This is a genomic window from Pseudomonas sp. FBF18, from assembly GCF_024261405.1.
Taxonomy (GTDB): Bacteria; Pseudomonadota; Gammaproteobacteria; order Pseudomonadales; family Pseudomonadaceae; genus Aquipseudomonas; species Aquipseudomonas palmensis.
Genome location: NZ_QKRS01000003.1, coordinates 440,770 through 458,385 on the forward strand (window position 1 = coordinate 440,770; position 17,616 = coordinate 458,385).

Sequence of the window (17,616 nt, forward strand, 5' to 3'; positions counted from 1 at the left end):
CCTCACTTCAACTCGGCTCAAGGATTTTCGCCATGGAAGCGTCATCGCTGTACTTTCGCTGCAACATCACCCCGGCCCAGTACCAGGCCGCGGTGACCTCACCTGCGGCGGGCGCTGGCGAGTTCGATGACTGGCAGCAATGGCTGGACGCCGCCGAGGTGCACGGGGTACGTGATCTTGACCAGAAGGCGCCTGAAAATGCGGTGGCGCTGGGCGATTTGCTTCAGGGCTGGGTCGACTGCATGTACGGCAGCCTGATGCAGTACGACGAGGCGTCGCAGGTCTGGCAGTTCGCGTTGGTGGAGTTCACCAACAATTACGGCGAGATGATCCAGCTGCTGGCCCCTCTGCGTCAGATGGCGAAGTACGCCAAGCCGGAGTCGGACAGCTTCCTGCTGGTCTATTCGTATATCTGGGGTGATGGCGACAATGCGTTCCTCACCCTGGGCCAGCAGCGCAGCCAGTTTGCCAGCGGCCCTTCGCCCGAACAGCGGGCCGAGGCCGATGGCGTGCTGGAAGGGCTTGCCCAAGCCCTCCAGCAGCAGGAGTACGACTACGACTGACGCGGCGTGGTAGCGGGCACCGGCACACGCGCCTGGCGCTTGCGGCGCACGGTCTGGTAGGTCACGGCCAGCAGCACGAACCACAGCGGCGTCACCAGCAGGGCCTGGCGGGTATCGCTCTCCAGGCACAGCAACACCAGGATGAAGGCGAAGAACGTCAGGCATACCCAGCACATGAAGCGCCCGCCCGGCATCTTGTACTTCGAGGCCTGGTGCAGCGGCGCACGCTCCTTGCGGTAGGTGAGGTACGACAGCAGGATCAGCGTCCACACGAACATGAACAGGATCGCCGACACCGTGGTCACCAGGGTGAAGGCCTCGATCAGGTCGGGGATCACGTACATCAGGGCCGCGCCCAGCAGCAGGCAGGTGCACGAGAAGTACAGGCCGTTGGCCGGCACCTTGCGGCTGGACAGGGTCTCGAAGCTTTTCGGCGCATCGCCCTGCTGGGCCAGGCCGAACAGCATGCGGCTGGTGGAAAACACCCCGCTGTTGGCCGAGGAGGCCGCCGAGGTCAGCACCACGAAGTTGATGATGCTCGCCGCCGCCGGCAGCCCGGCCAGCACGAACAGCTCGACGAACGGGCTCTTGCCCGGCACCACGTCGCGCCACGGGGTGACGGCCATGATCGCGATCAGCGCCAGCACGTAGAACATGATGATGCGGATCGGGATCGAGTTGATCGCCCGCGGCAGGGTGCGCTCGGGGTTCTTCGCCTCGGCGGCGGTGGTGCCCACCAGTTCGATGCCGACGAAGGCGAACACGGCAATCTGGAAGCCCGCGAAAAAGCCCATCAGGCCATGGGGGAACATGCCCGCGTCATTCCACAGGTTGCTCAGCTGTGCACTGGTGCCGGTGGGCGACTGGAAGCCGACGAACACCATGTACAGGCCGGTGCACACCAGCGCCATGATCGCGATGATCTTGATCAGGGCGAACCAGAACTCGATTTCGCCGAACAGCTTCACCGTGATCAGGTTCAGCGACAGCAGCACGCCGACGCAGGCCAGGGCCGGCGCCCATTGCGGCAGGTCAGGGAACCAGAACTGCGAGTAGGCGGCGATTGCGATCACGTCGGCAATGCCGGTGATGATCCAGCAGAACCAGTAGGTCCAGCCGGTGAAGTAGCCGGCCCAGGGGCCGAGCAGGTCGGCGGAGAAATCGATGAACGACTTGTAGTTGAGGTTCGACAGCAGCAGTTCGCCCATGGCACGCATGACGAAGAACAGCATGAAACCGATGATCATGTAGACGAAGATGATCGACGGGCCAGCCAGGCTGATGGTCTTGCCCGAGCCCATGAACAGGCCGGTGCCGATGGCCCCGCCAATCGCGATGAGCTGGATATGGCGGTTGGTGAGGTTGCGTTGCAGGTCGTGGGCCGGGGTGTCCGGCGGTTGCTGGTTGGTCATGGGTGGCATTCCATTGAGGAGTCAGTCTTCTTGTGCGTGAAGCGCTCGCTAGGCTATCACGGGCTTTTGCCCTGGCGAGGTGGCAATACGTCTCAAGTTGGTACGTTCGCACCGCTTTGTTGATCGCGGTCAAGGCAGGATTTCCGGGCCAGGCAAGGGCTCAGCGCCAGGCAGCAGTTCAGCGCCGGCGCATCATGCCGATGAAGAACAGCCCGCCGATGGCCGCCGTGGCGATGCCGATGGGCAGGTCTTCAGGGGCGATCAGGGTGCGTGCGGCCACATCCACCCAGATCAGGAACAGGCTGCCCAGCAGCAGCGACACCGGCAGCAGCCGGCGGTGCTCGGCGCCCACCAGGCGCCGCGCAATGTGCGGCACCATAAGGCCGACAAAGCCGATGGAACCGCTGATCGCCACCAGCACGCCGGTCAGCAGCGAGCAGATCAGAAACGCCAGCAGGCGCACCGAGCGTGCGTTCAGGCCCAGGGTCACGGCGGTCTGCTCGCCGGCCATCAGCGCATTGAGCGCGCGTGCCATGCCCAGCAGCAGGCCCAGCCCCAGCAGCACGCTGGCTGCCGGCACCGCCAGCAGCTCCCAGCGCGCCAGGCCGAGGCCGCCGAGCATCCAGAACATCACCGCCGAGCTTGCACGATGATCGCCCATGAACAGCAGCAGGTTGGCCAGCGCCATCATCACGAAGGCCACGGCCACCCCGCACAGCAACAGGCGGTCGCTGTCCAGGCGGCCATGCCGGCTGGCAATCGCCAGCACCAGCAGCATGCTGCACAGCGCGCCGACAAAGGCTGCCAGCGGCAGGGTCAGCACGCCGATCAGTTCACCCACATGCAGCACCACCAGCACCGCACCCAGCGTGGCGCCGGAGGTCACGCCGAGCAGGTGCGGGTCGGCCAGCGGGTTGCGCGTGACCGCCTGCAGCACCGCGCCGATCATCGCCAGGCCGCCGCCCACCAGCGCGCCCAGGAGCATGCGCGGCACCCGGATCAGCCACACGATATGTTCCTGGCCGGCGGTCCAGGCGGGCACCTCGGGGGCAATGCCGAATACCTTGAACAGCAGCACCCGGGCGACCACCTCGACCGGCACCGGGGCCGAACCGAACCCCAGCGAGAGCACGCACGACACCAGCAGCAGGCCGCTCAGCGCCAGCAGCATCAGGCGATAGCGATTGTTCATGCGCCGTGCAGGCCCTTGGCGATGGCCTCGATCGCCTCGACGTTTTCCAGGCTCGGCGTGGCGGCCACATAGGGGATGACCACGAAGCGCCGGTTACGCACCGCGTCGACCGATTGCAGGGCCGGGTGCTGTTCCAGAAACTGCTGCTTCTGCGCGGCGGTGATCTCGCCATAGTCGACGATCACGATCACCTCGGGGTTGCGTTCGACCACGCTTTCCCAGTTCACGCGGGTCCAGCTGGCCTCGATGTCATCGAGGATGTTGCGCCCGCCGGCGGCGTTGATCAGCGCCTCGGGCATGCCCAGGCGCCCGGAGGTCATGGCGCGGTCTTCGCCGCTGTCATACAGGAACACCCGCGGGCGCTGCGCCGGCAGGTGCTGCTGCACGCTGGCCACGCGCTGCTGCATCTGCTCGATCAGCTGGCTGGCGCGGGCCTGCACGTCGAAGATCCGGCCCAGGTTGCGCAGGTCGTTGTAGGTGTCGTCCAGGCTCGCCGGCGGGCGCTTCATCACGAACGCGCACGACTCGGTCAGCTCGTATACCGCGATGCCCAGCGGTGCCAGGCTCTGCGGGGTGAGGTCGCCGCCCACGCGCATGCCGTAGTCCCAGCCGGCGAAGAAGAAGTCGACGTTGGCGTTGAGCAGGGTTTCCACCGAAGGGTACTTGCTGGCCAGCTCCGGCAGGCCGTCGAGTTCCTTGCGCAGCGCCGGGGTCACTGCCTTCCAGCCGCTGACGCCGCTGTAGCCGACCATCTTCGTGCGCAGGCCCAGGGCGAGCATCATCTGGGTCATGTTGATGTCGTGGCTCAGGGCGCGTTCGGGGGCCTTGGCGAAGGTCACCTCGCGGTTGCAGCTGTGCACCGTGAGCGGGTAGCGCGTGGCCTCGGCCAGGGCCGGGCCGGCGACCAGCAGCAGCGCGGCAAGCAGGGCGGATCGAATCATTGGGGGGCTATCCAGGTGATGCGTGGATGGTCGGCCAGCGGGTGGCGGTCGATCAGCGCCTGAACGCCGAACACCTCGCGCAGCAGCTCGGCGGTGAGGACCTGGTGCGGTGTGCCACTGGCCACGATGCGGCCGTGGTCGAGCACGTACAGGCGGTCGCAGAAGGCGGCGGCCAGGTTCAGGTCGTGGATGCTGGCCAGGGTGGCGATGCGCAGCTGGCGCACCTGGTGCAGCAGGGCCAGTTGGTAACGCGGGTCGAGGTGGTTGGTCGGTTCGTCGAGGATCAGTACGCGCGGTTGCTGCACCAGGGCGCGGGCCAGGATCACGCGCTGCTTTTCACCGCCCGAAAGGGTGGCGAAGGCGTGGTCGTCGAAGCCGTGCAGGCCGACGTCGAGCAGCGCCTGCTGCACACGCTGGCGGTCTTGGCGGCTGTCGCCGTCGAACAGGCCCTGGTGCGGAATGCGCCCCATGGCGACCACTTCGGCCACGCTCAGGCCAAACGCGTCGGGAAACTCCTGCAGCACCACCGCGATGCGCTGGGCACACCAGCGCGGCGATTGTTGCCAGAGGTTGTGGTCGTCGAGGGTGATGTGCCCGCGTTCGGGCGCGTTGAAGCGGTAGGCGCACCGCAGCAGGCTGGTCTTGCCGCTGCCGTTGGGGCCAATGAGGCCGACGAATTCGCCGGGGCGCACCTGCAGGTCGACGCCACGCAGCTGGAACTGGTGGTGGCAGTGGCCGTGGCCTTTGGGGGACCAGTGCAGGTTGTGGATATTCAGGGTGGTCATGTGTCGTCTATTCGGGCCTCTTCGCCGGCAAGGCCGGCTCCTGCAGGACCGGTGTGGTGTGTAGGAGCCGGCCTTGCCGGCGAATGGGGCGACGCGGTCAGAAGGTGTAGTCGGCCGTCACGAAGAACGAGCGCGGCTCACCCAGGATCCATTGCTGGCCGTCATTGTACTGACTTTGCGCGTACCGACGGTCGAACAGGTTGTTCAACTGCAGGCCCAGCGTGGTATCGCTGAGCACCTGCCACGCCACCGAGGCATCCACCACCGTGTAGCTCGGCAGCCGGGTAGTGTTGCCCATGTCGGCATAGCGCCCGTCCACATAGCGCACCCCGGCGCCGGCGCGCAGGCTGTCGGTCAGGCCCTTGCTCAGCCACAGGTTGGCGGTGCGCCCCGGTACGTCGGTGGGGCGGTTGCCGGCCCGCGATACCATCACGCCGTTCACCTCCTGCTCGAACTCGTCATAGCGTGCACGCACGAACGCGGCGTTGGCCTGTACCTGCCAGTCGTGCGGCAGCTGCAGGTCCAGGCTGGCCTCGATGCCGTCGGACGACTGCTTGCCCACCTGCAGTTGCCGGCCGGTGCCGATCTGCGACGGGTCGTCGGTGAGCAGGTCCTTCTTGACGATGTGGTACGCCGCCAGGGTCCATTCGCCACGCTGCTGCCAGAACTGCTGCTTGACCCCGACCTCGGTCTGGCGCGCCTTGGCCAGGCCGTACTGCTGCTGGTCGGGGCTCAGCGAGATCAAGCCGCCAACGCCATCGGTGCTGGTGGCGTGCTGGGCATACAGCGACGTTTCGGGGGTGAGGGCGAACACCAGCCCGGCCTTCCAGTTGTTGCCGTCCAGGCTGGTGTCGCTGCGTGTGTTGCCGGTCACTTCGCTGCGCAGGTCGTTGCGGTCCAGGTGCACCACGTCGCGGCGCACGCCCGTCACCAGCGACAGGCGCTCGGTGAGCTGCAGGCGGTTTTCGGCGAACAGCGCGAACTGGTGGGTCAGGCTGTCGAACTGCGGACGGTACGCCGAATCGCTGGCAAAGCCGCTGCGCTGCGGGTGGCGCAGGTCGATCGGCTCGCCGCCGACGATGCTGTCGTTGAATGGCGCGTTGCTGTTGAGCTGGAAGCGGATGCGGTTGTAGTCGGCGCCCACCAGGGTCTGGCTGTCGAGGCCGAACAGGCTGTGCCTGAAGGTGAAGGTCTGGCGATCACCCAGCTGCTCCTGCTGGTGCTTGATGCCGAAGTTGCCACTGCGCAGCAGTTGCTGGCTGGCCGCATCCCAGGTGTAGTTCTCGGCGTTCTGCCAGCGGCGGTTGGCCTTGAGGTAGTACAGCTCGTTGGTGGAGCTGACGCTGTCGCTGATCTGCCACTCGGTGGTCAGGCGCGTCCACTGGTCGTTGTAGTGCTGCTTGTCGTTGCTGATGTTGTAGTTCTTGTCGCGCAGGCTCTCGCGCAGGTGGCCGTTGATCAGCGGCGTGCCGAAGTAGTTCATCGGCTTCTGGTCGCCATAGTCGTGCGCCAGGGTGAAGGCCAGGTCGTCATTGGCCTGCCAGCGCAGCGCCGCGCTGATGGCGGTGCTGCTGGAGTCGCCGTGGTCGATCCAGCCGTTGCTGCGCAGCTGGTTGATGTTCAGGCGGTAGCTCAGGCTGTCGGTGAGCGAGCCGCCGCTGTCGAGGGCGGTCTGCTGGCTGTCGTGGCTGCCGTAGCCCAGGCGCAGGTGGTTGACGATCTCGCCCTCGAAGGGCTTTTTCGGCACCACGTTGACCACCGCACCGGTGGCGCCTTCGCCATACAGCACCGAGGCCGGGCCGCGCAGAACGTCGATGCGTTCCACCGACCAGGTGTCTACCGGGAAGGTCACGGTGCCCATGCCGGTGTACATGCGGTTGCCGTCGAACAGCTGCATCACCGAGCTCTGCCCGGTGAAGCCGCGGGCCTGCAGCGAGGTGCCGCCATCGCCCGGGGTGCCGGTGCGGCTGATGCCGGTGCTGCGCGACACGCCGTCCTGTACGCTGCGATCGCCACGTGCGCGTACCTGCTCGCCGCTCAGGCTCTCGACGCTGCCCGGGGTTTGCAGGGCGTTCAGGTTCAGGCGCGAACCGGCGCTGGTCGGGGTATCGAGGCTGACCCGCTGTTCGGCGTCGGCCGTGGCGGTGATGGTGCCGGCAGGCAGGGTCAGGGTGTTGGCCAGGGCGCAATCGCACGCGGCCAGCAGGCTCAGGGAGCCGATCAGGTACTTGTTCATCGGAAGGGAAATCGCTTGTCCATAAGGCCCGGGCGCGTCGGTGCGCCGGGTTCGAGGCGGGTGTTTTTCGGGGCGTATAATGTAACATTTTGCCGATTGGCGGTAGCGCAGCGTGCTCATGTGCTGCATGAGCAGGGCTCAGGTTGGCGCCGCCGGTCTGCCAGAGGGCGCGGCCAGTGGCCGCGCCCGTGTGGTGCATCAGAAGCTCAGGTCGACCTTGGTCCAGAGGGTACGCCCTGGCTCGTTGATCGCCTGCGGATCACTGGCCGGGTAGCCGAAGCCGGCGTTGCCCGCCAGGTTCAGGTGCTCGGCGTAGGCCTTGTCGAACAGGTTGTCGACGCCGGCACTGAGCTTGATGTTCTTGCTCACGCGGTAGGTGCCGTTGAGCGAGAACACGCCGAAGCCTGCGCTTTTCTCGTAGTCCTTGCCCACCACGTTGCCGGAACCCTCGGCGATGCGGTTCTGCGCCGAGACCAGGCGCCACAGCGCACCGGCGCTCCAGGCGTCGCGGCTGTAGGTCAGGCCCAGGCGGCTTTCCAGCGGCGGCATCTGCGGCAGCGCCTTGCCATCGCTGCTGTTCTTGCCCCAGGCGTAGGCCAGGGTGGCGTCGGCTTTCCAGTTGGGCGCGAACTGATAGGCCGCGCCCAGCTCGCCGCCCATGATACGGGCATCGATGTTCTGCGCCTGGGAGCTGAGCATGCCCATCATGCCGGGACGGTAGTCGAACAGGATGTAGTCGCGCACCTGGCCGACATAGCCCGAGGCCCAGGCTTCGAGCTGCTCGGTCTTGTACTGGATGCCCACGTCGAGCTGGGTGGTCTTCTCCGGCTTGATCGAGTCGAACGCATTGAGCGAGCCGGCCGGGCCCGACTTGGGCGAGAACAGCTCCCAGTAGTCGGGGAAGCGCTGGGCATGGCCCAGGCCCACATAGGTGGTGGCCGGGAGGTCGAGCAGGTCGTGCTCGTAGCGCACGAACCCGCTGGGCAGGGTGTCGGCGCGGGTGTTGCCGCGGGTGGCGCTGGCTTCACGAAAATCCTTGGCCGAGGCGCGGTCCAGGCGCGCGCCGCTGACCAGGCGGTCCTGGCTGGAGGTTTCCCAGGTCAGCTCGCCGAACACGCCGTAGTTGTGAAAGTCCGCGTCCTTGGTCCAGGGCTCGGCCTTGTGCGCATCCACGCCCATGCCGCCGCGCTGGCGATGTTCGTTGGTCTGCGCATCGACACCGCTGACCAGGGTCACGTCCTCCCAGCGCCAGGTGGCCTTGAGCCGCCCGCCGAGGGTGCGGCGGTCGACGTTGCTGACCATCGGCCCGGCCATCATGCCGCTGGTGGGCGAGGTGCGCAGGCTGTAGTTGTCCATCACGTGGTCGGCGTAGTTGTAGTAGACCTGGGCTTCGAGCTTGTCGAGCACCCCGCCCAGGTTGGATTTCTCAAAGCGCAGGCCCAGGCTTTCGCGCTTGAACTGCGAACCGTCCATGCCGCGCCCGGCATAGCGCGCCTCGCCATCGCCCTTGCCGGCAGTGAGTTCGAGCAGGGTGTCGGCATCCGGGGTCCAGCCCAGGGCCACGTCACCGTTCCACTTGTCCCAGCGCGAGGGCACGGTGTCGCCGTTGCCGTCCTTGTAGTCGTCGGAGCGCGACTGGTTGCCGACAAAGCGTGCATAGCCCTGTGCGTTGCCTGCCGCAGCATCCAGCACCTTGTCGAAGCGCCCGTTGGAGCCGGCCAGCAGGCTTGCGTTGACGCGGCTGCCGAGCTCGCCGAACTGTTCGGGCTCGCGGTCGAAGAGGATGGTGCCGGCCGAGGCGCCGGGGCCCCACTGCACGCTCTGCGGGCCCTTGATCACGGTGAGGCGGTCGTAGGTTTCCGGCGAGATGTACGAGGTGGGTGCGTCCATGCGGTTGGGGCAGGCGCCGAGCATCACGCCGCCGTTGGTAAGGATGTTCAGGCGCGAGCCGAACATGCCACGCAGCACCGGGTCGCCGTTGGTGCCACCGGCGCGGATGGCCGAGAAGCCCGGGATGGTCTTGAGGTAGTCGGCGCCGTCGCTGGCCGGTACCGGCTGGCGTGGGTCCTTGGGGTTGGTGACGATGGTCAGCGGCGAGCTGGGCGCCACGGCAGTGATCACCGTGGGGCTCAGTTCGGCGTGGTCGTGGCCTTCGTGGCCGCTGTCGGCGGCCAGGGCCACGTGGCTGAACAGGGTGCCGCACAGCAGGGCGATGGTGCCTTGCAGCGACAGGCGCAGGGTAACGGTAGAGCCGGACATAGTATTTCCAACATCGTGTGGTCGTGAGGGTGCGCAGGAGCCTCGGCAGCAAGCCGGGCCCTGGGGCGCATGCAAAGTGGGTTCAGACGACGATGTGGGCAGGTGGCGCGCGGCTGCGGGCGCCGGGGAAGATGGCCTGGCGCGCATGGCCCTGGCGCGGCTGGGCGCGCAGGGTGGTGTGGGGCGAGACGGCCTCGGTGTCGAGCAGGCTGAGCGTCTGCGGCAGCGCCGGGCAGTGGAAGAACAGGCTGCAGTAGCCGCACTTTTCCCAGATGACGTGCAGCGCTGCCGGGTTGTCGGCCGGGCTGCTGGCGTGGCTGCCTGAGTGGCAGTCCATGGCCATGTCCATGCCGGGCATGGAGGCACGGTGATCCATCGGCATCGACTGGGAGACCAGTGGGCCGATGAAGATCATCAACATGGCGAACAGGCTCAGCCAGCTGCCGCGTGCTCGTTGGAGGTCAGCGGGGCGGGCGAGCCTGCCGCGGGGCAGGCGCATGGCGTGCAGCCGTCAGCGAATCAATGGCTGTGGGCGGTGCCCTCGGGGGCCTGTTTCTGCACGGCCACTTCGACCGTGATGTTGCCGGCCTTCTGGAAATGCAGGGTCAGCGGGAAGCGCTTGCCGTCGCTGAGCAGGCTGCGGTCCTTGGGCTGCATCAGCATCACGTGGTAGGCGCCGGGGGCGAACACCAGGTCGGCGCCGGCGGGGATGTCGACACCCTGCACCTGCTGCATCTTCATCAGGCCGTCCTTGTGCACATGCTCGTGCAGTTCGGCGTTGTCGGTGATCGGGCTGTCGACGCCGAGCAGGCGATCGGCGCTCTTGCCGTTGTTGTGCACGATGAAATAGGCGGCCACGTTAGGGGCGTTGGGCGGCAGCTCCTGCGACCACGGGTGGGCGATATGCAGGTCGCCCACGGTGTATTCATGGGCGTTGGCAAAGGTGGCGGGCAGCAGCAGGGCGGCCAGCAGCAGGGCGTTCTTGAGCATGGTCAATCTCCGTTCGGGTCAGGTTCGCAACTGGTAGCGTAGTGAACTCAGGCCTGGGGGGAGGCACGGGGATTGAGCGCGGGCCATTGCTGGCGTGGCGTGGGGTGGTAGCTGGCGAGTAGCGGTGACGGGGTGTTGAGGGTGTGCTCGGACGTCACCAGCCGTGGCGGGTGGCCGGGCAGGGCCAGCAGCGGGGCAGTGCCGGAGCAGCACCAGCAGTGCTGCATGGTGGAGTGGTCGTCGTTCTGCTGTTGGCCGTCGGGGGCATTCAGCGAGATGGCGATCATCTTGGTCACGCCGCTGGAGCAGAAGGTGCCCCACAGCAGTTGTTCGGGTTGGGCTTTTGCAGCGGCGGCGGACAACGGCATGGCCAGCAGATTGAACAGCACTGCGAAGCAGGCGATCCAGGCGTAGGCGAGCCGGTGTGCGGGCATGGGGAGATCCGGTCAGGAATCGAGTGGGGCTATTTAGCCAGATGTCGAAGTATATGTAAAAAAGCCGGGGTGTGATGGAGTGTCGCAGGTGGGGTAACTGCGTCGACAGCGCATCTATCCTTCCCCTGACCTTGTGTCAGCCTTTTTTGATCGACTCTGGAGCTGTGTGCACCCGTCAAAGCGCCGCCAGCACATCGGCGACGCCCACGAACTCCCGATCCACCCCCGCCAGCGCCGGCCGCTTCAGGATCAGTACCGGCACACCCCGCTCGCGCGCCACTTCGAGCTTGGGCTCGGTCGCGGCGCTGCCACTGTTCTTGCTGATCAGCACATCCACCCGGCAACGCTCGAACAACGCCCGTTCATCCTCCAGGCGAAACGGCCCCCGCGCGCCGATCACTTCGCATCGCGCATTCCCCTCGCACGCCTCCAGCGCGCGCAAGGTCCAGAACTGCTGCGCGGGTATCTCGTGCAGGTGCTGCAACGGCTCGCGCCCCAGGGTGAACAGGGGCCGGCGAAACGGTTTCAATGCCTCGATCAACTGCGTCCAGTCTGCCACTTCCCGCCAGTCGTCACCGGCCTGCGCCTGCCACGCCGGGCGCCGCAACGCCCAGCATTCAACCCCGGCCAGGCGCGCTGCCTGCGCCGCATTGCGGCTGATCTGCGCCGCATACGGGTGGGTCGCGTCGATCACCAGACCGATGCCTTCGGCCCGCAGGTAAGCGGCTAGGCCCTCGGCCCCACCATAGCCGCCCACCCGCACCTGGCACGCCAGGTCGCTGGGCACCCGGCCGATACCGGCCAGGCTGTAGACGTGCTGCGGGCCCAGCTGACGGGCTATCAACAGCGCCTCGGTCACGCCGCCCAGCAACAGGATGCGCCGGCTCATCGAACACCCGCCCGGCCGACGATGCCGCCCTGGCGGTCGATGGCGAACACCTCCACCTGTACCTGCGCCGGCACCACGCTGCGGGCGAAAGCCAGCGCGTGCTCGCACACCGCATCCCCCAGCCCGACCCCCGCCGCACTGGCCAGGGCCAACGCCTGCTGGCTGGTGTTGGCGCCGATGATCGCCGCCTGCAACGCGGCGTCGGCACCCACCGCTGCCGCCCAGCCAGCCAGTTGCGGCAGGTCGATGCTCGAATGCCGGCTGTGCAGGTCCATGTGCCCGGCCGCCAGTTTGCTGATCTTGCCGAAGCCGCCGCAGATGCTCAGCTTGCCAACCGGCACCTTGCGCAGGTGCTTGAGCACCGCGCCGACAAAATCGCCCATCTCGATCAGGGCGATGTCGGGAATGCCGTAGACCCGGCGCATGGTGTCTTCGCTGGCATTGCCGGTACACGCGGCAATGTGTTCGTAGCCATTGGTCTTGGCCACGTCGATGCCCTGGTGGATCGAGGCAATGTAGGCCGCGCAGGAAAACGGCCGCACGATGCCACTGGTGCCCAGAATCGACAGCCCGCCGAGGATGCCCAGGCGCGGGTTCATGGTCTTGAGGGCCAGGCTGTCGCCGTCCTGCACGTTCACGGTGACCTCGAAGCCCCCCGCGTAATCGCACTCCAGCGCCAGACGCTGCAGGTGCTCGGTCATCATGCGCCGCGGCACCGGGTTGATCGCCGGCTCGCCCACCCCCAGCACCAGCCCGGGACGGGTCACGGTGCCCACGCCGATGCCGGCGACAAAGCGCACGCCCGGCTCGGCCAGCAGCCGCACCTGGCTGTAGAGCAGCGCGCCATGGGTCACGTCGGGGTCGTCGCCGGCATCCTTGAGGGTGCCGGCTTCGGCGCCTGGCCCGGCCAGCCGGCAGAACTCCAGGCGCATCTGCACCTGTCTGCCCTTGGGCAGGGTGATCTGCACCGCGTCGTCGCATTGCCCGCTCAACAGCAGGCGCGCCGCCGCCAGGCTGGTGGCAGTGGCGCAGCTGCCCGTGGTCAGGCCGCTGCGCAGCGGCGCCGGCTGTTCTGCGGTTTCGTCACGCATCGAGGGGCTTTACCACATCAAGCAGGGTGATCGGCAGCGCCTGGCGCCAGGTGTCGAACTCGCCCAGCGGCTGCGCCTGGGCCACATGGATACGGGTGAGCTCGCCGCCATGACGTTCGCGCCAGCTCATCAGCAGGGTCTCGCTCTGCAGGGTCACGGCATTGGCCACCAGCCGGCCACCGGGGCGCAGGTGCGCCCAGCATTCGTCCAGCACGCCCTCGCGGGTCACGCCGCCACCGATGAAGATCGCGTGGGGCCGCTCCAGGCCCTGCAACGCCTGCGGGGCGCGCCCGCGCACCAGTTGCAGGCCAGGCACGCCCAGGGCGTCGCGGTTGTGTTCGATCAGTTGCTGGCGGCCGGCGTCGGCCTCGATGGCCAGCGCCCGGCAGCTGGGGTGGGCGCGCATCCATTCGATGCCGATCGAGCCGCTGCCGGCGCCCACGTCCCACAGCAGCTCGCCCGGCTGCGGGGCCAGGCGGGCGAGGGTGATGGCGCGCACGTCGCGCTTGGTGATCTGCCCGTCGTGCGCGAAGGCCGAATCGGGCAGGCCGGCCAGCGGCGACAGGCGCGGTGCATCGGCGCCGGCCCGGCAGTCGATGGCCACCAGGTTGAGGTCGGCGAAGTCGGCGTCCTGCCAGCCATCGGCACGGGCATCGATGCGCCGTTCGTCGGCGCCGCCCAGGTGCTCCAGCACGCTCAGGTGGCTGGGGCCGAAGCCGCGCTCGCGCAACAGGGCGGCCAGGGCGGCGGGGCTGCTGCGGTCATTGCTCAGCACCAGCAGGCGCTGGCCGCTGTACAGGTGGGCGGCCACGGCGGCGACCGGGCGTGCTACCACCGACAGCGTGACCACATCCTGCAGGGGCCAGCCCAGGCGGGCGGCGGCCAGCGAGTAGGAGGACGGTGCAGGCAGCACCCGCATGGCCTCGGCCGGCAGCTGGCGCGCCAGGCTGGCGCCTACGCCGTAGAGCATCGGGTCGCCACTGGCCAGCACGCACACCGGCTCGCCACGTTCGGCCAGCAGCGGCGCCAGGGAAAACGGGCTGGGCCAGGCGACGCGTTCGGCGCGCGAGCAGTGGGGCAGCAGGGCCAGCTGGCGCGGGCTGCCGAACACCTTGGTGGCTCGCAGCAGGGCATGCCGAGCCTGTTTGCCCAGGCCCGTGAAGCCGTCTTCGCCAATACCTACTACCGTCAACCAGGGCGCCATGCCGTTCCTCTTCGCTTGCCTATCCGACCGGCTGGCTTAGCCTGCCGACGGACAAAGCAGGCATAATACCGCGCCTTTGTGCTACCAGCGCCTTTTGACGATTGCCGGGTGATCCCTTGCCGCAACCCCTGCCCACTCCAGCTCTTCGCCCCTCGGCCTGCCCGGGGTTGTGGCGTATCGTGCAGGCGCTGGACGGCGGCATTTCACGCATCAAGCTCGACGCCGGCACCCTGAGCGCGGCCCAGGCACACGCAGTGGCCGACGCCGCCGAGCGCTTTGCCGGCGGCGTGATCGAGGTAACCAACCGCAGCAACCTGCAGATTCGCGGCATCGGTGCCGACCACGCCGGGCTGGTGGCATGCCTGCTCGACGCCGGCCTGGGCCCGCGCCAGGCGGCGGGCGACGATGTGCGCAACCTGATGCTCAGCCCGGCGGCCGGTCTCGACCCGGCCATGCTGTTCGACAGCCGGGCGCTGGCGGGGCAGATCCTCGAATCGCTGCAGACCTGCGAGCGCTTTCATCAGTTGTCTGCCAAGTTCGCCGTGCAACTGGACGCTGGCGAAGACCTGGCCATGCTCACCCACCCCCACGACCTGTGGCTGTCGGCACTGCGCCTGGACGGCGAGGTGTGGCTGGCCTTTGGCCTGGCCGGCTGCCCGGCCGAGGAGGGTGCGCTGGGCGCGGTGCCGCTGGCCGATGGGCACGCGCTGGTGCTGGCGGTGTTGCAGCGGTTTCTCGACCTGGCCAGTGCGCAGCAGGCGCGCATGCGCCAGTTGCTGGCCGAATGCGGCAGGGAGGCGTTCGTGCAAGGCCTTGGCGTGGCGCTGCGCCGCGACCACGCGGTGCTGGGCTGGCGCCGGCCGCGACGTGACCAGGCCCGCCATCTGGGTGTCTACCCACAGCGCCAGACGGGCAGGGTCGCGGTGGGCGCCGCCGCACCGCTGGGGCGCCTGAGCGCCGCGCAGTTGCGTGGCGCCGCGCACCTGGCCAGCAGCCTGGGCGACGCCAGCCTGCGCATGACGCCCTGGCAAAGCCTGCTGCTGCCCAATCTTGCCGCCACCGACGCCGAGCAGGCGCTGGCCGGGCTGGCAGCGCTGGGTTTGCTGTGCGACCCGGCGCAGCCGCTGGCACGCATGGTGGCCTGCACCGGTTCGGCCGGCTGCGCCAAGGCCCTGGCCGACACCAAGGCCGACGCCGTGCAGCTGGCGGCGCTGCTGCGCGAGCCGGGCCCGGTGGCCGGCATTCACCTGAGCGGCTGCGCGCGTTCCTGCGCGCTGGCCCACCGTGCACCGGCCACCCTGCTGGCGGTCGGGCCCGGGCATTACGACCTGTATTTTCACGACCCGGCGCAGCCGGGCCTGGGCGCCCCTGGCGGGCGCAACCTGACATTGAAAGAAGCGGGCGCGCAACTCGACGCCCGCCTACGGAGCAACCCCGATGATTGATTACATCCGCGACGGCCAGGAGATCTACCGCAACTCCTTCGCCATCATTCGCCAGGAGGCTCGCCTGGAGCGGATCCCGGCCGACCTGGAAAAACTCGCGGTGCGGGTCATCCATGCCTGCGGCATGGTCGAGGTGGTCGACAAGCTGCGCTTCAGCGAAGGCGCCGGCAAGGCCGGGCGCGAGGCGCTGGCCAACGGTGCGCCGATCCTGTGCGATGCGCGCATGGTCGCCGAAGGCATCACCCGTGCACGCCTGCCGGCCAACAACGAGGTGATCTGCACCCTGCGCGACGACAGCGTGCCGGGCCTGGCCAAGGAGCTGGGCAACACCCGCTCGGCGGTGGCCCTGGAGCTGTGGCGCCCGCACCTGGAAGGCAGCGTGGTGGTGATCGGCAATGCGCCGACCGCATTGTTCTACCTGCTCGAGATGATCGATGCAGGGGCGCCGAAGCCTGCGCTGATCCTCGGCTTCCCGGTCGGTTTCGTCGGCGCGGCCGAGTCCAAGGCGATGCTCGCGGCCGACAGCCGTGGCGTGCCGTTCGTGATCGTCGAGGGCCGCCTGGGCGGCAGCGCGATGGCAGCAGCGGCGGTCAATGCCCTGGCCACGGAGGTCGAATGATGCAGCCACGCGGACGACTGCTTGGCCTGGGCGTGGGCCCCGGCGACCCCGAACTGATCACGGTCAAGGCGCTGCGCCTGCTGCGCGAGGCGCCAGTGGTGGCGTACTTCGTGGCCAAGGGCAAGCGCGGCAATGCCTTCGGCATCATCGAGGCGCACCTGCAGCAGGCGCAGACATTGCTGCCGCTGGTGTACCCGGTGACCACCGAGGCGCTGCCGGCGCCGCTGTCGTATGAACAGGTGATCAGCGACTTCTACGACGGCGCCAGCCTGGAAGTGGCCGCGCACCTGGATGCCGGCCGCGACGTGGCGGTGATCTGCGAAGGCGACCCGTTCTTCTATGGCTCCTACATGTACCTGCACGACCGCCTGGCCGAGCGCTACGAGGCCCAGGTGATCCCCGGCGTGTGCTCGATGCTCGGTGGCGCCTCGGTACTCGGCGCGCCGCTGGTGTACCGCAACCAGAGCCTGTCGGTGCTGTCGGGCGTGCTGCCGGCCGACGAGCTCAAGCGCCGCCTGGCCGATGCCGACGCGGCGGTGATCATGAAGCTGGGGCGCAATTTCCCCAAGGTGCGCCAGGTGCTGGCCGAACTGGGCCTGGCCGAGCGAGCGCTGTACGTGGAACGCGCGACCATGGCCAACCAGAAGATCGTGGCGCTGGATGCAGTCGACCCGCAGTCCTCGCCATACTTCTCGCTGATCATCGTGCCGGGTGAACGGTGGCAAGGGTGATGACATCTCACGCACCGGCCATCGTGATCCTGGGCAAGGGCAGCCTGGCCACTGCCCGCAGGCTCCAGCAGCTGTACCCCGATGCATTGATCCACGGCCTGGCCGGGCGGGTCGAGGGCGCGGACCGCAGCTACCAGGACTTCGGCGCCACCCTGCGCCAGCTGTACCAGCAGGACACCCCGATCATTGCCCTGTGCGCCGCCGGCATCGTGATTCGCAGCCTGGCCAGCGTGCTGCTGGAGAAGGGCGCCGAACCGCCGGTACTGGCCGTGGCCGAAGACGGCAGCGCCGTGGTGCCGCTGCTGGGCGGGCTGGGCGGGGTCAACGGGCTGGCCCGCGAGATCGCCGCCGGCCTCGGCGTGGCGCCGGCCATCACCACCAGCGGCGAGCTGCGCTTCGGCACCTGCCTGCTCAACCCGCCCAGTGGTTATGCGCTGGCCGACCTGGAGCTGGGCAAGCGTTTCGTGTCCGACCTGCTGGCCGGTGAAAGCGTGCGCATCGATGGCGCCGCGCCGTGGCTCGAACAGGCGCAACTGCCGCAGAGCGAGCAGGCGCAGCTGGCCATTCACGTGGGCTGCGATGCACGTGAGGCCGACGCCAACGAGCTGGTGATCTACCCGCGCTGCGTGCTGGTGGCCGTGAGTGCCCAGGTGCCGGAGCTGGCTGCGGCGGTGCGTGCGGCGCTGCACCGCGCGAAGATCGCCGAGCCGGCATTGGCCTGCCTGCTGGCGGCCGACAGCGAGATGGCCAGCCCGGCGTTGCACGCGGCAGCGGCCGAGCTGGGCGTGCCGTTGCGCTTCGCCCCGGCGGCCGGCAGCGTTGCCG

Annotated in this window: 16 protein-coding genes and 1 pseudogene; 5 read left to right on the plus strand and 12 right to left on the minus strand. The window is 68.2% G+C overall.

Annotated features, from left to right (window positions below; translation table 11 throughout):
* Nucleotides 1-32: 32 nt before the first annotated feature.
* Entirely contained in the window at nucleotides 33-563 is a 531-nt protein-coding gene (locus DN387_RS07955; RefSeq protein ID WP_043863486.1) for a hypothetical protein, read from the plus strand.
* On the opposite strand, the gene cycA is transcribed toward DN387_RS07955, so the two are convergent.
* The 12 genes from cycA to DN387_RS08015 form a co-directional block, all read right to left on the minus strand.
* Nucleotides 554-1,975, minus strand: coding sequence for a D-serine/D-alanine/glycine transporter (cycA, locus tag DN387_RS07960; RefSeq protein WP_054916158.1), 1,422 nt, complete (start codon nucleotides 1,973-1,975; stop codon nucleotides 554-556). The two genes, DN387_RS07955 and cycA, sit on opposite strands and share 10 nt — an antisense overlap.
* A 178-nt stretch (nucleotides 1,976-2,153) precedes the next feature.
* Nucleotides 2,154-3,167, minus strand: coding sequence for an iron ABC transporter permease (locus tag DN387_RS07965; protein ID WP_054916157.1), 1,014 nt, complete (start codon nucleotides 3,165-3,167; stop codon nucleotides 2,154-2,156).
* A complete protein-coding gene (locus DN387_RS07970) occupies nucleotides 3,164-4,108 on the minus strand; it encodes an ABC transporter substrate-binding protein (RefSeq protein ID WP_054916156.1) in 945 nt (314 codons plus the stop codon). The genes DN387_RS07965 and DN387_RS07970 overlap by 4 nt, the downstream gene beginning before the upstream one ends.
* Entirely contained in the window at nucleotides 4,105-4,893 is a 789-nt protein-coding gene (locus DN387_RS07975) for an ABC transporter ATP-binding protein (RefSeq protein WP_043863482.1), read from the minus strand. Before DN387_RS07975 ends, DN387_RS07970 begins: the two co-directional genes overlap by 4 nt.
* Nucleotides 4,894-4,990: 97 nt before the next feature.
* Nucleotides 4,991-7,129 (minus strand): TonB-dependent siderophore receptor, encoded by a 2,139-nt coding sequence (locus DN387_RS07980; protein WP_043863481.1) that lies wholly within the window; start codon nucleotides 7,127-7,129, stop codon nucleotides 4,991-4,993.
* A 198-nt stretch (nucleotides 7,130-7,327) separates the two neighbouring features.
* A complete protein-coding gene (locus DN387_RS07985) occupies nucleotides 7,328-9,388 on the minus strand; it encodes a TonB-dependent copper receptor (RefSeq protein ID WP_054916155.1) in 2,061 nt (686 codons plus the stop codon).
* An 82-nt stretch (nucleotides 9,389-9,470) separates the two neighbouring features.
* Nucleotides 9,471-9,887 (minus strand): DUF2946 domain-containing protein, encoded by a 417-nt coding sequence (locus DN387_RS07990; RefSeq protein ID WP_054916154.1) that lies wholly within the window; start codon nucleotides 9,885-9,887, stop codon nucleotides 9,471-9,473.
* Nucleotides 9,888-9,907: 20 nt separating this feature from the next.
* On the minus strand, nucleotides 9,908-10,378 hold the full coding sequence (locus DN387_RS07995; protein WP_043863478.1) for a copper chaperone PCu(A)C: 471 nt from the start codon (nucleotides 10,376-10,378) through the stop codon (nucleotides 9,908-9,910).
* 47 nt (nucleotides 10,379-10,425) lie between these two features.
* Nucleotides 10,426-10,812 (minus strand): DUF2946 domain-containing protein, encoded by a 387-nt coding sequence (locus DN387_RS08000; RefSeq protein ID WP_054916153.1) that lies wholly within the window; start codon nucleotides 10,810-10,812, stop codon nucleotides 10,426-10,428.
* Between the two features lie 175 nt (nucleotides 10,813-10,987).
* A complete protein-coding gene (locus DN387_RS08005) occupies nucleotides 10,988-11,701 on the minus strand; it encodes a cobalt-precorrin-6A reductase (RefSeq protein ID WP_054916152.1) in 714 nt (237 codons plus the stop codon).
* Nucleotides 11,698-12,792 carry a cobalt-precorrin-5B (C(1))-methyltransferase gene (locus DN387_RS08010; protein ID WP_043863475.1) on the minus strand — a complete coding sequence of 365 codons (1,095 nt, stop codon included), beginning with the start codon at nucleotides 12,790-12,792 and terminating at the stop codon, nucleotides 11,698-11,700. Before DN387_RS08010 ends, DN387_RS08005 begins: the two co-directional genes overlap by 4 nt.
* Nucleotides 12,785-13,996: a bifunctional cobalt-precorrin-7 (C(5))-methyltransferase/cobalt-precorrin-6B (C(15))-methyltransferase gene (locus tag DN387_RS08015; protein WP_043863474.1), complete on the minus strand. Its 1,212-nt coding sequence runs from the start codon at nucleotides 13,994-13,996 to the stop codon at nucleotides 12,785-12,787. Before DN387_RS08015 ends, DN387_RS08010 begins: the two co-directional genes overlap by 8 nt.
* Nucleotides 13,997-14,112: 116 nt before the next feature.
* Here DN387_RS08015 and cobG point away from each other — a divergent pair, with 116 nt between their 5' ends.
* From cobG to DN387_RS08035, 4 genes and pseudogenes are all read left to right on the plus strand, one after another.
* Nucleotides 14,113-15,441 (plus strand): precorrin-3B synthase, encoded by a 1,329-nt coding sequence (gene cobG / locus DN387_RS08020; protein ID WP_276574337.1) that lies wholly within the window; start codon nucleotides 14,113-14,115, stop codon nucleotides 15,439-15,441.
* Nucleotides 15,434-16,060: a precorrin-8X methylmutase gene (locus DN387_RS08025; RefSeq protein ID WP_054916150.1), complete on the plus strand. Its 627-nt coding sequence runs from the start codon at nucleotides 15,434-15,436 to the stop codon at nucleotides 16,058-16,060. Before cobG ends, DN387_RS08025 begins: the two co-directional genes overlap by 8 nt.
* Nucleotides 16,060-16,791: a precorrin-2 C(20)-methyltransferase gene (locus DN387_RS08030; RefSeq protein ID WP_054916149.1), complete on the plus strand. Its 732-nt coding sequence runs from the start codon at nucleotides 16,060-16,062 to the stop codon at nucleotides 16,789-16,791. The genes DN387_RS08025 and DN387_RS08030 overlap by 1 nt, the downstream gene beginning before the upstream one ends.
* Nucleotides 16,791-17,616, plus strand: a pseudogene (locus tag DN387_RS08035) (precorrin-3B C(17)-methyltransferase); the annotation flags it as partial. The gene DN387_RS08030 and the pseudogene DN387_RS08035, both read left to right, overlap by 1 nt.

Bases quoted from the DNA above. Each gene is read 5' to 3' on its own strand.
- DN387_RS07955 (WP_043863486.1), top strand. From the start codon at position 33: ATGGAAGCGTCATCGCTGTACTTTCGCTGCAACATCACCCCGGCCCAG.
- cycA (WP_054916158.1), bottom strand. From the start codon at position 1,975: ATGACCAACCAGCAACCGCCGGACACCCCGGCCCACGACCTGCAACGC.
- DN387_RS07965 (WP_054916157.1), bottom strand. From the start codon at position 3,167: ATGAACAATCGCTATCGCCTGATGCTGCTGGCGCTGAGCGGCCTGCTG.
- DN387_RS07970 (WP_054916156.1), bottom strand. From the start codon at position 4,108: ATGATTCGATCCGCCCTGCTTGCCGCGCTGCTGCTGGTCGCCGGCCCG.
- DN387_RS07975 (WP_043863482.1), bottom strand. From the start codon at position 4,893: ATGACCACCCTGAATATCCACAACCTGCACTGGTCCCCCAAAGGCCAC.
- DN387_RS07980 (WP_043863481.1), bottom strand. From the start codon at position 7,129: ATGAACAAGTACCTGATCGGCTCCCTGAGCCTGCTGGCCGCGTGCGAT.
- DN387_RS07985 (WP_054916155.1), bottom strand. From the start codon at position 9,388: ATGTCCGGCTCTACCGTTACCCTGCGCCTGTCGCTGCAAGGCACCATC.
- DN387_RS07990 (WP_054916154.1), bottom strand. From the start codon at position 9,887: ATGCGCCTGCCCCGCGGCAGGCTCGCCCGCCCCGCTGACCTCCAACGA.
- DN387_RS07995 (WP_043863478.1), bottom strand. From the start codon at position 10,378: ATGCTCAAGAACGCCCTGCTGCTGGCCGCCCTGCTGCTGCCCGCCACC.
- DN387_RS08000 (WP_054916153.1), bottom strand. From the start codon at position 10,812: ATGCCCGCACACCGGCTCGCCTACGCCTGGATCGCCTGCTTCGCAGTG.
- DN387_RS08005 (WP_054916152.1), bottom strand. From the start codon at position 11,701: ATGAGCCGGCGCATCCTGTTGCTGGGCGGCGTGACCGAGGCGCTGTTG.
- DN387_RS08010 (WP_043863475.1), bottom strand. From the start codon at position 12,792: ATGCGTGACGAAACCGCAGAACAGCCGGCGCCGCTGCGCAGCGGCCTG.
- DN387_RS08015 (WP_043863474.1), bottom strand. From the start codon at position 13,996: ATGGCGCCCTGGTTGACGGTAGTAGGTATTGGCGAAGACGGCTTCACG.
- DN387_RS08025 (WP_054916150.1), top strand. From the start codon at position 15,434: ATGATTGATTACATCCGCGACGGCCAGGAGATCTACCGCAACTCCTTC.
- DN387_RS08030 (WP_054916149.1), top strand. From the start codon at position 16,060: ATGCAGCCACGCGGACGACTGCTTGGCCTGGGCGTGGGCCCCGGCGAC.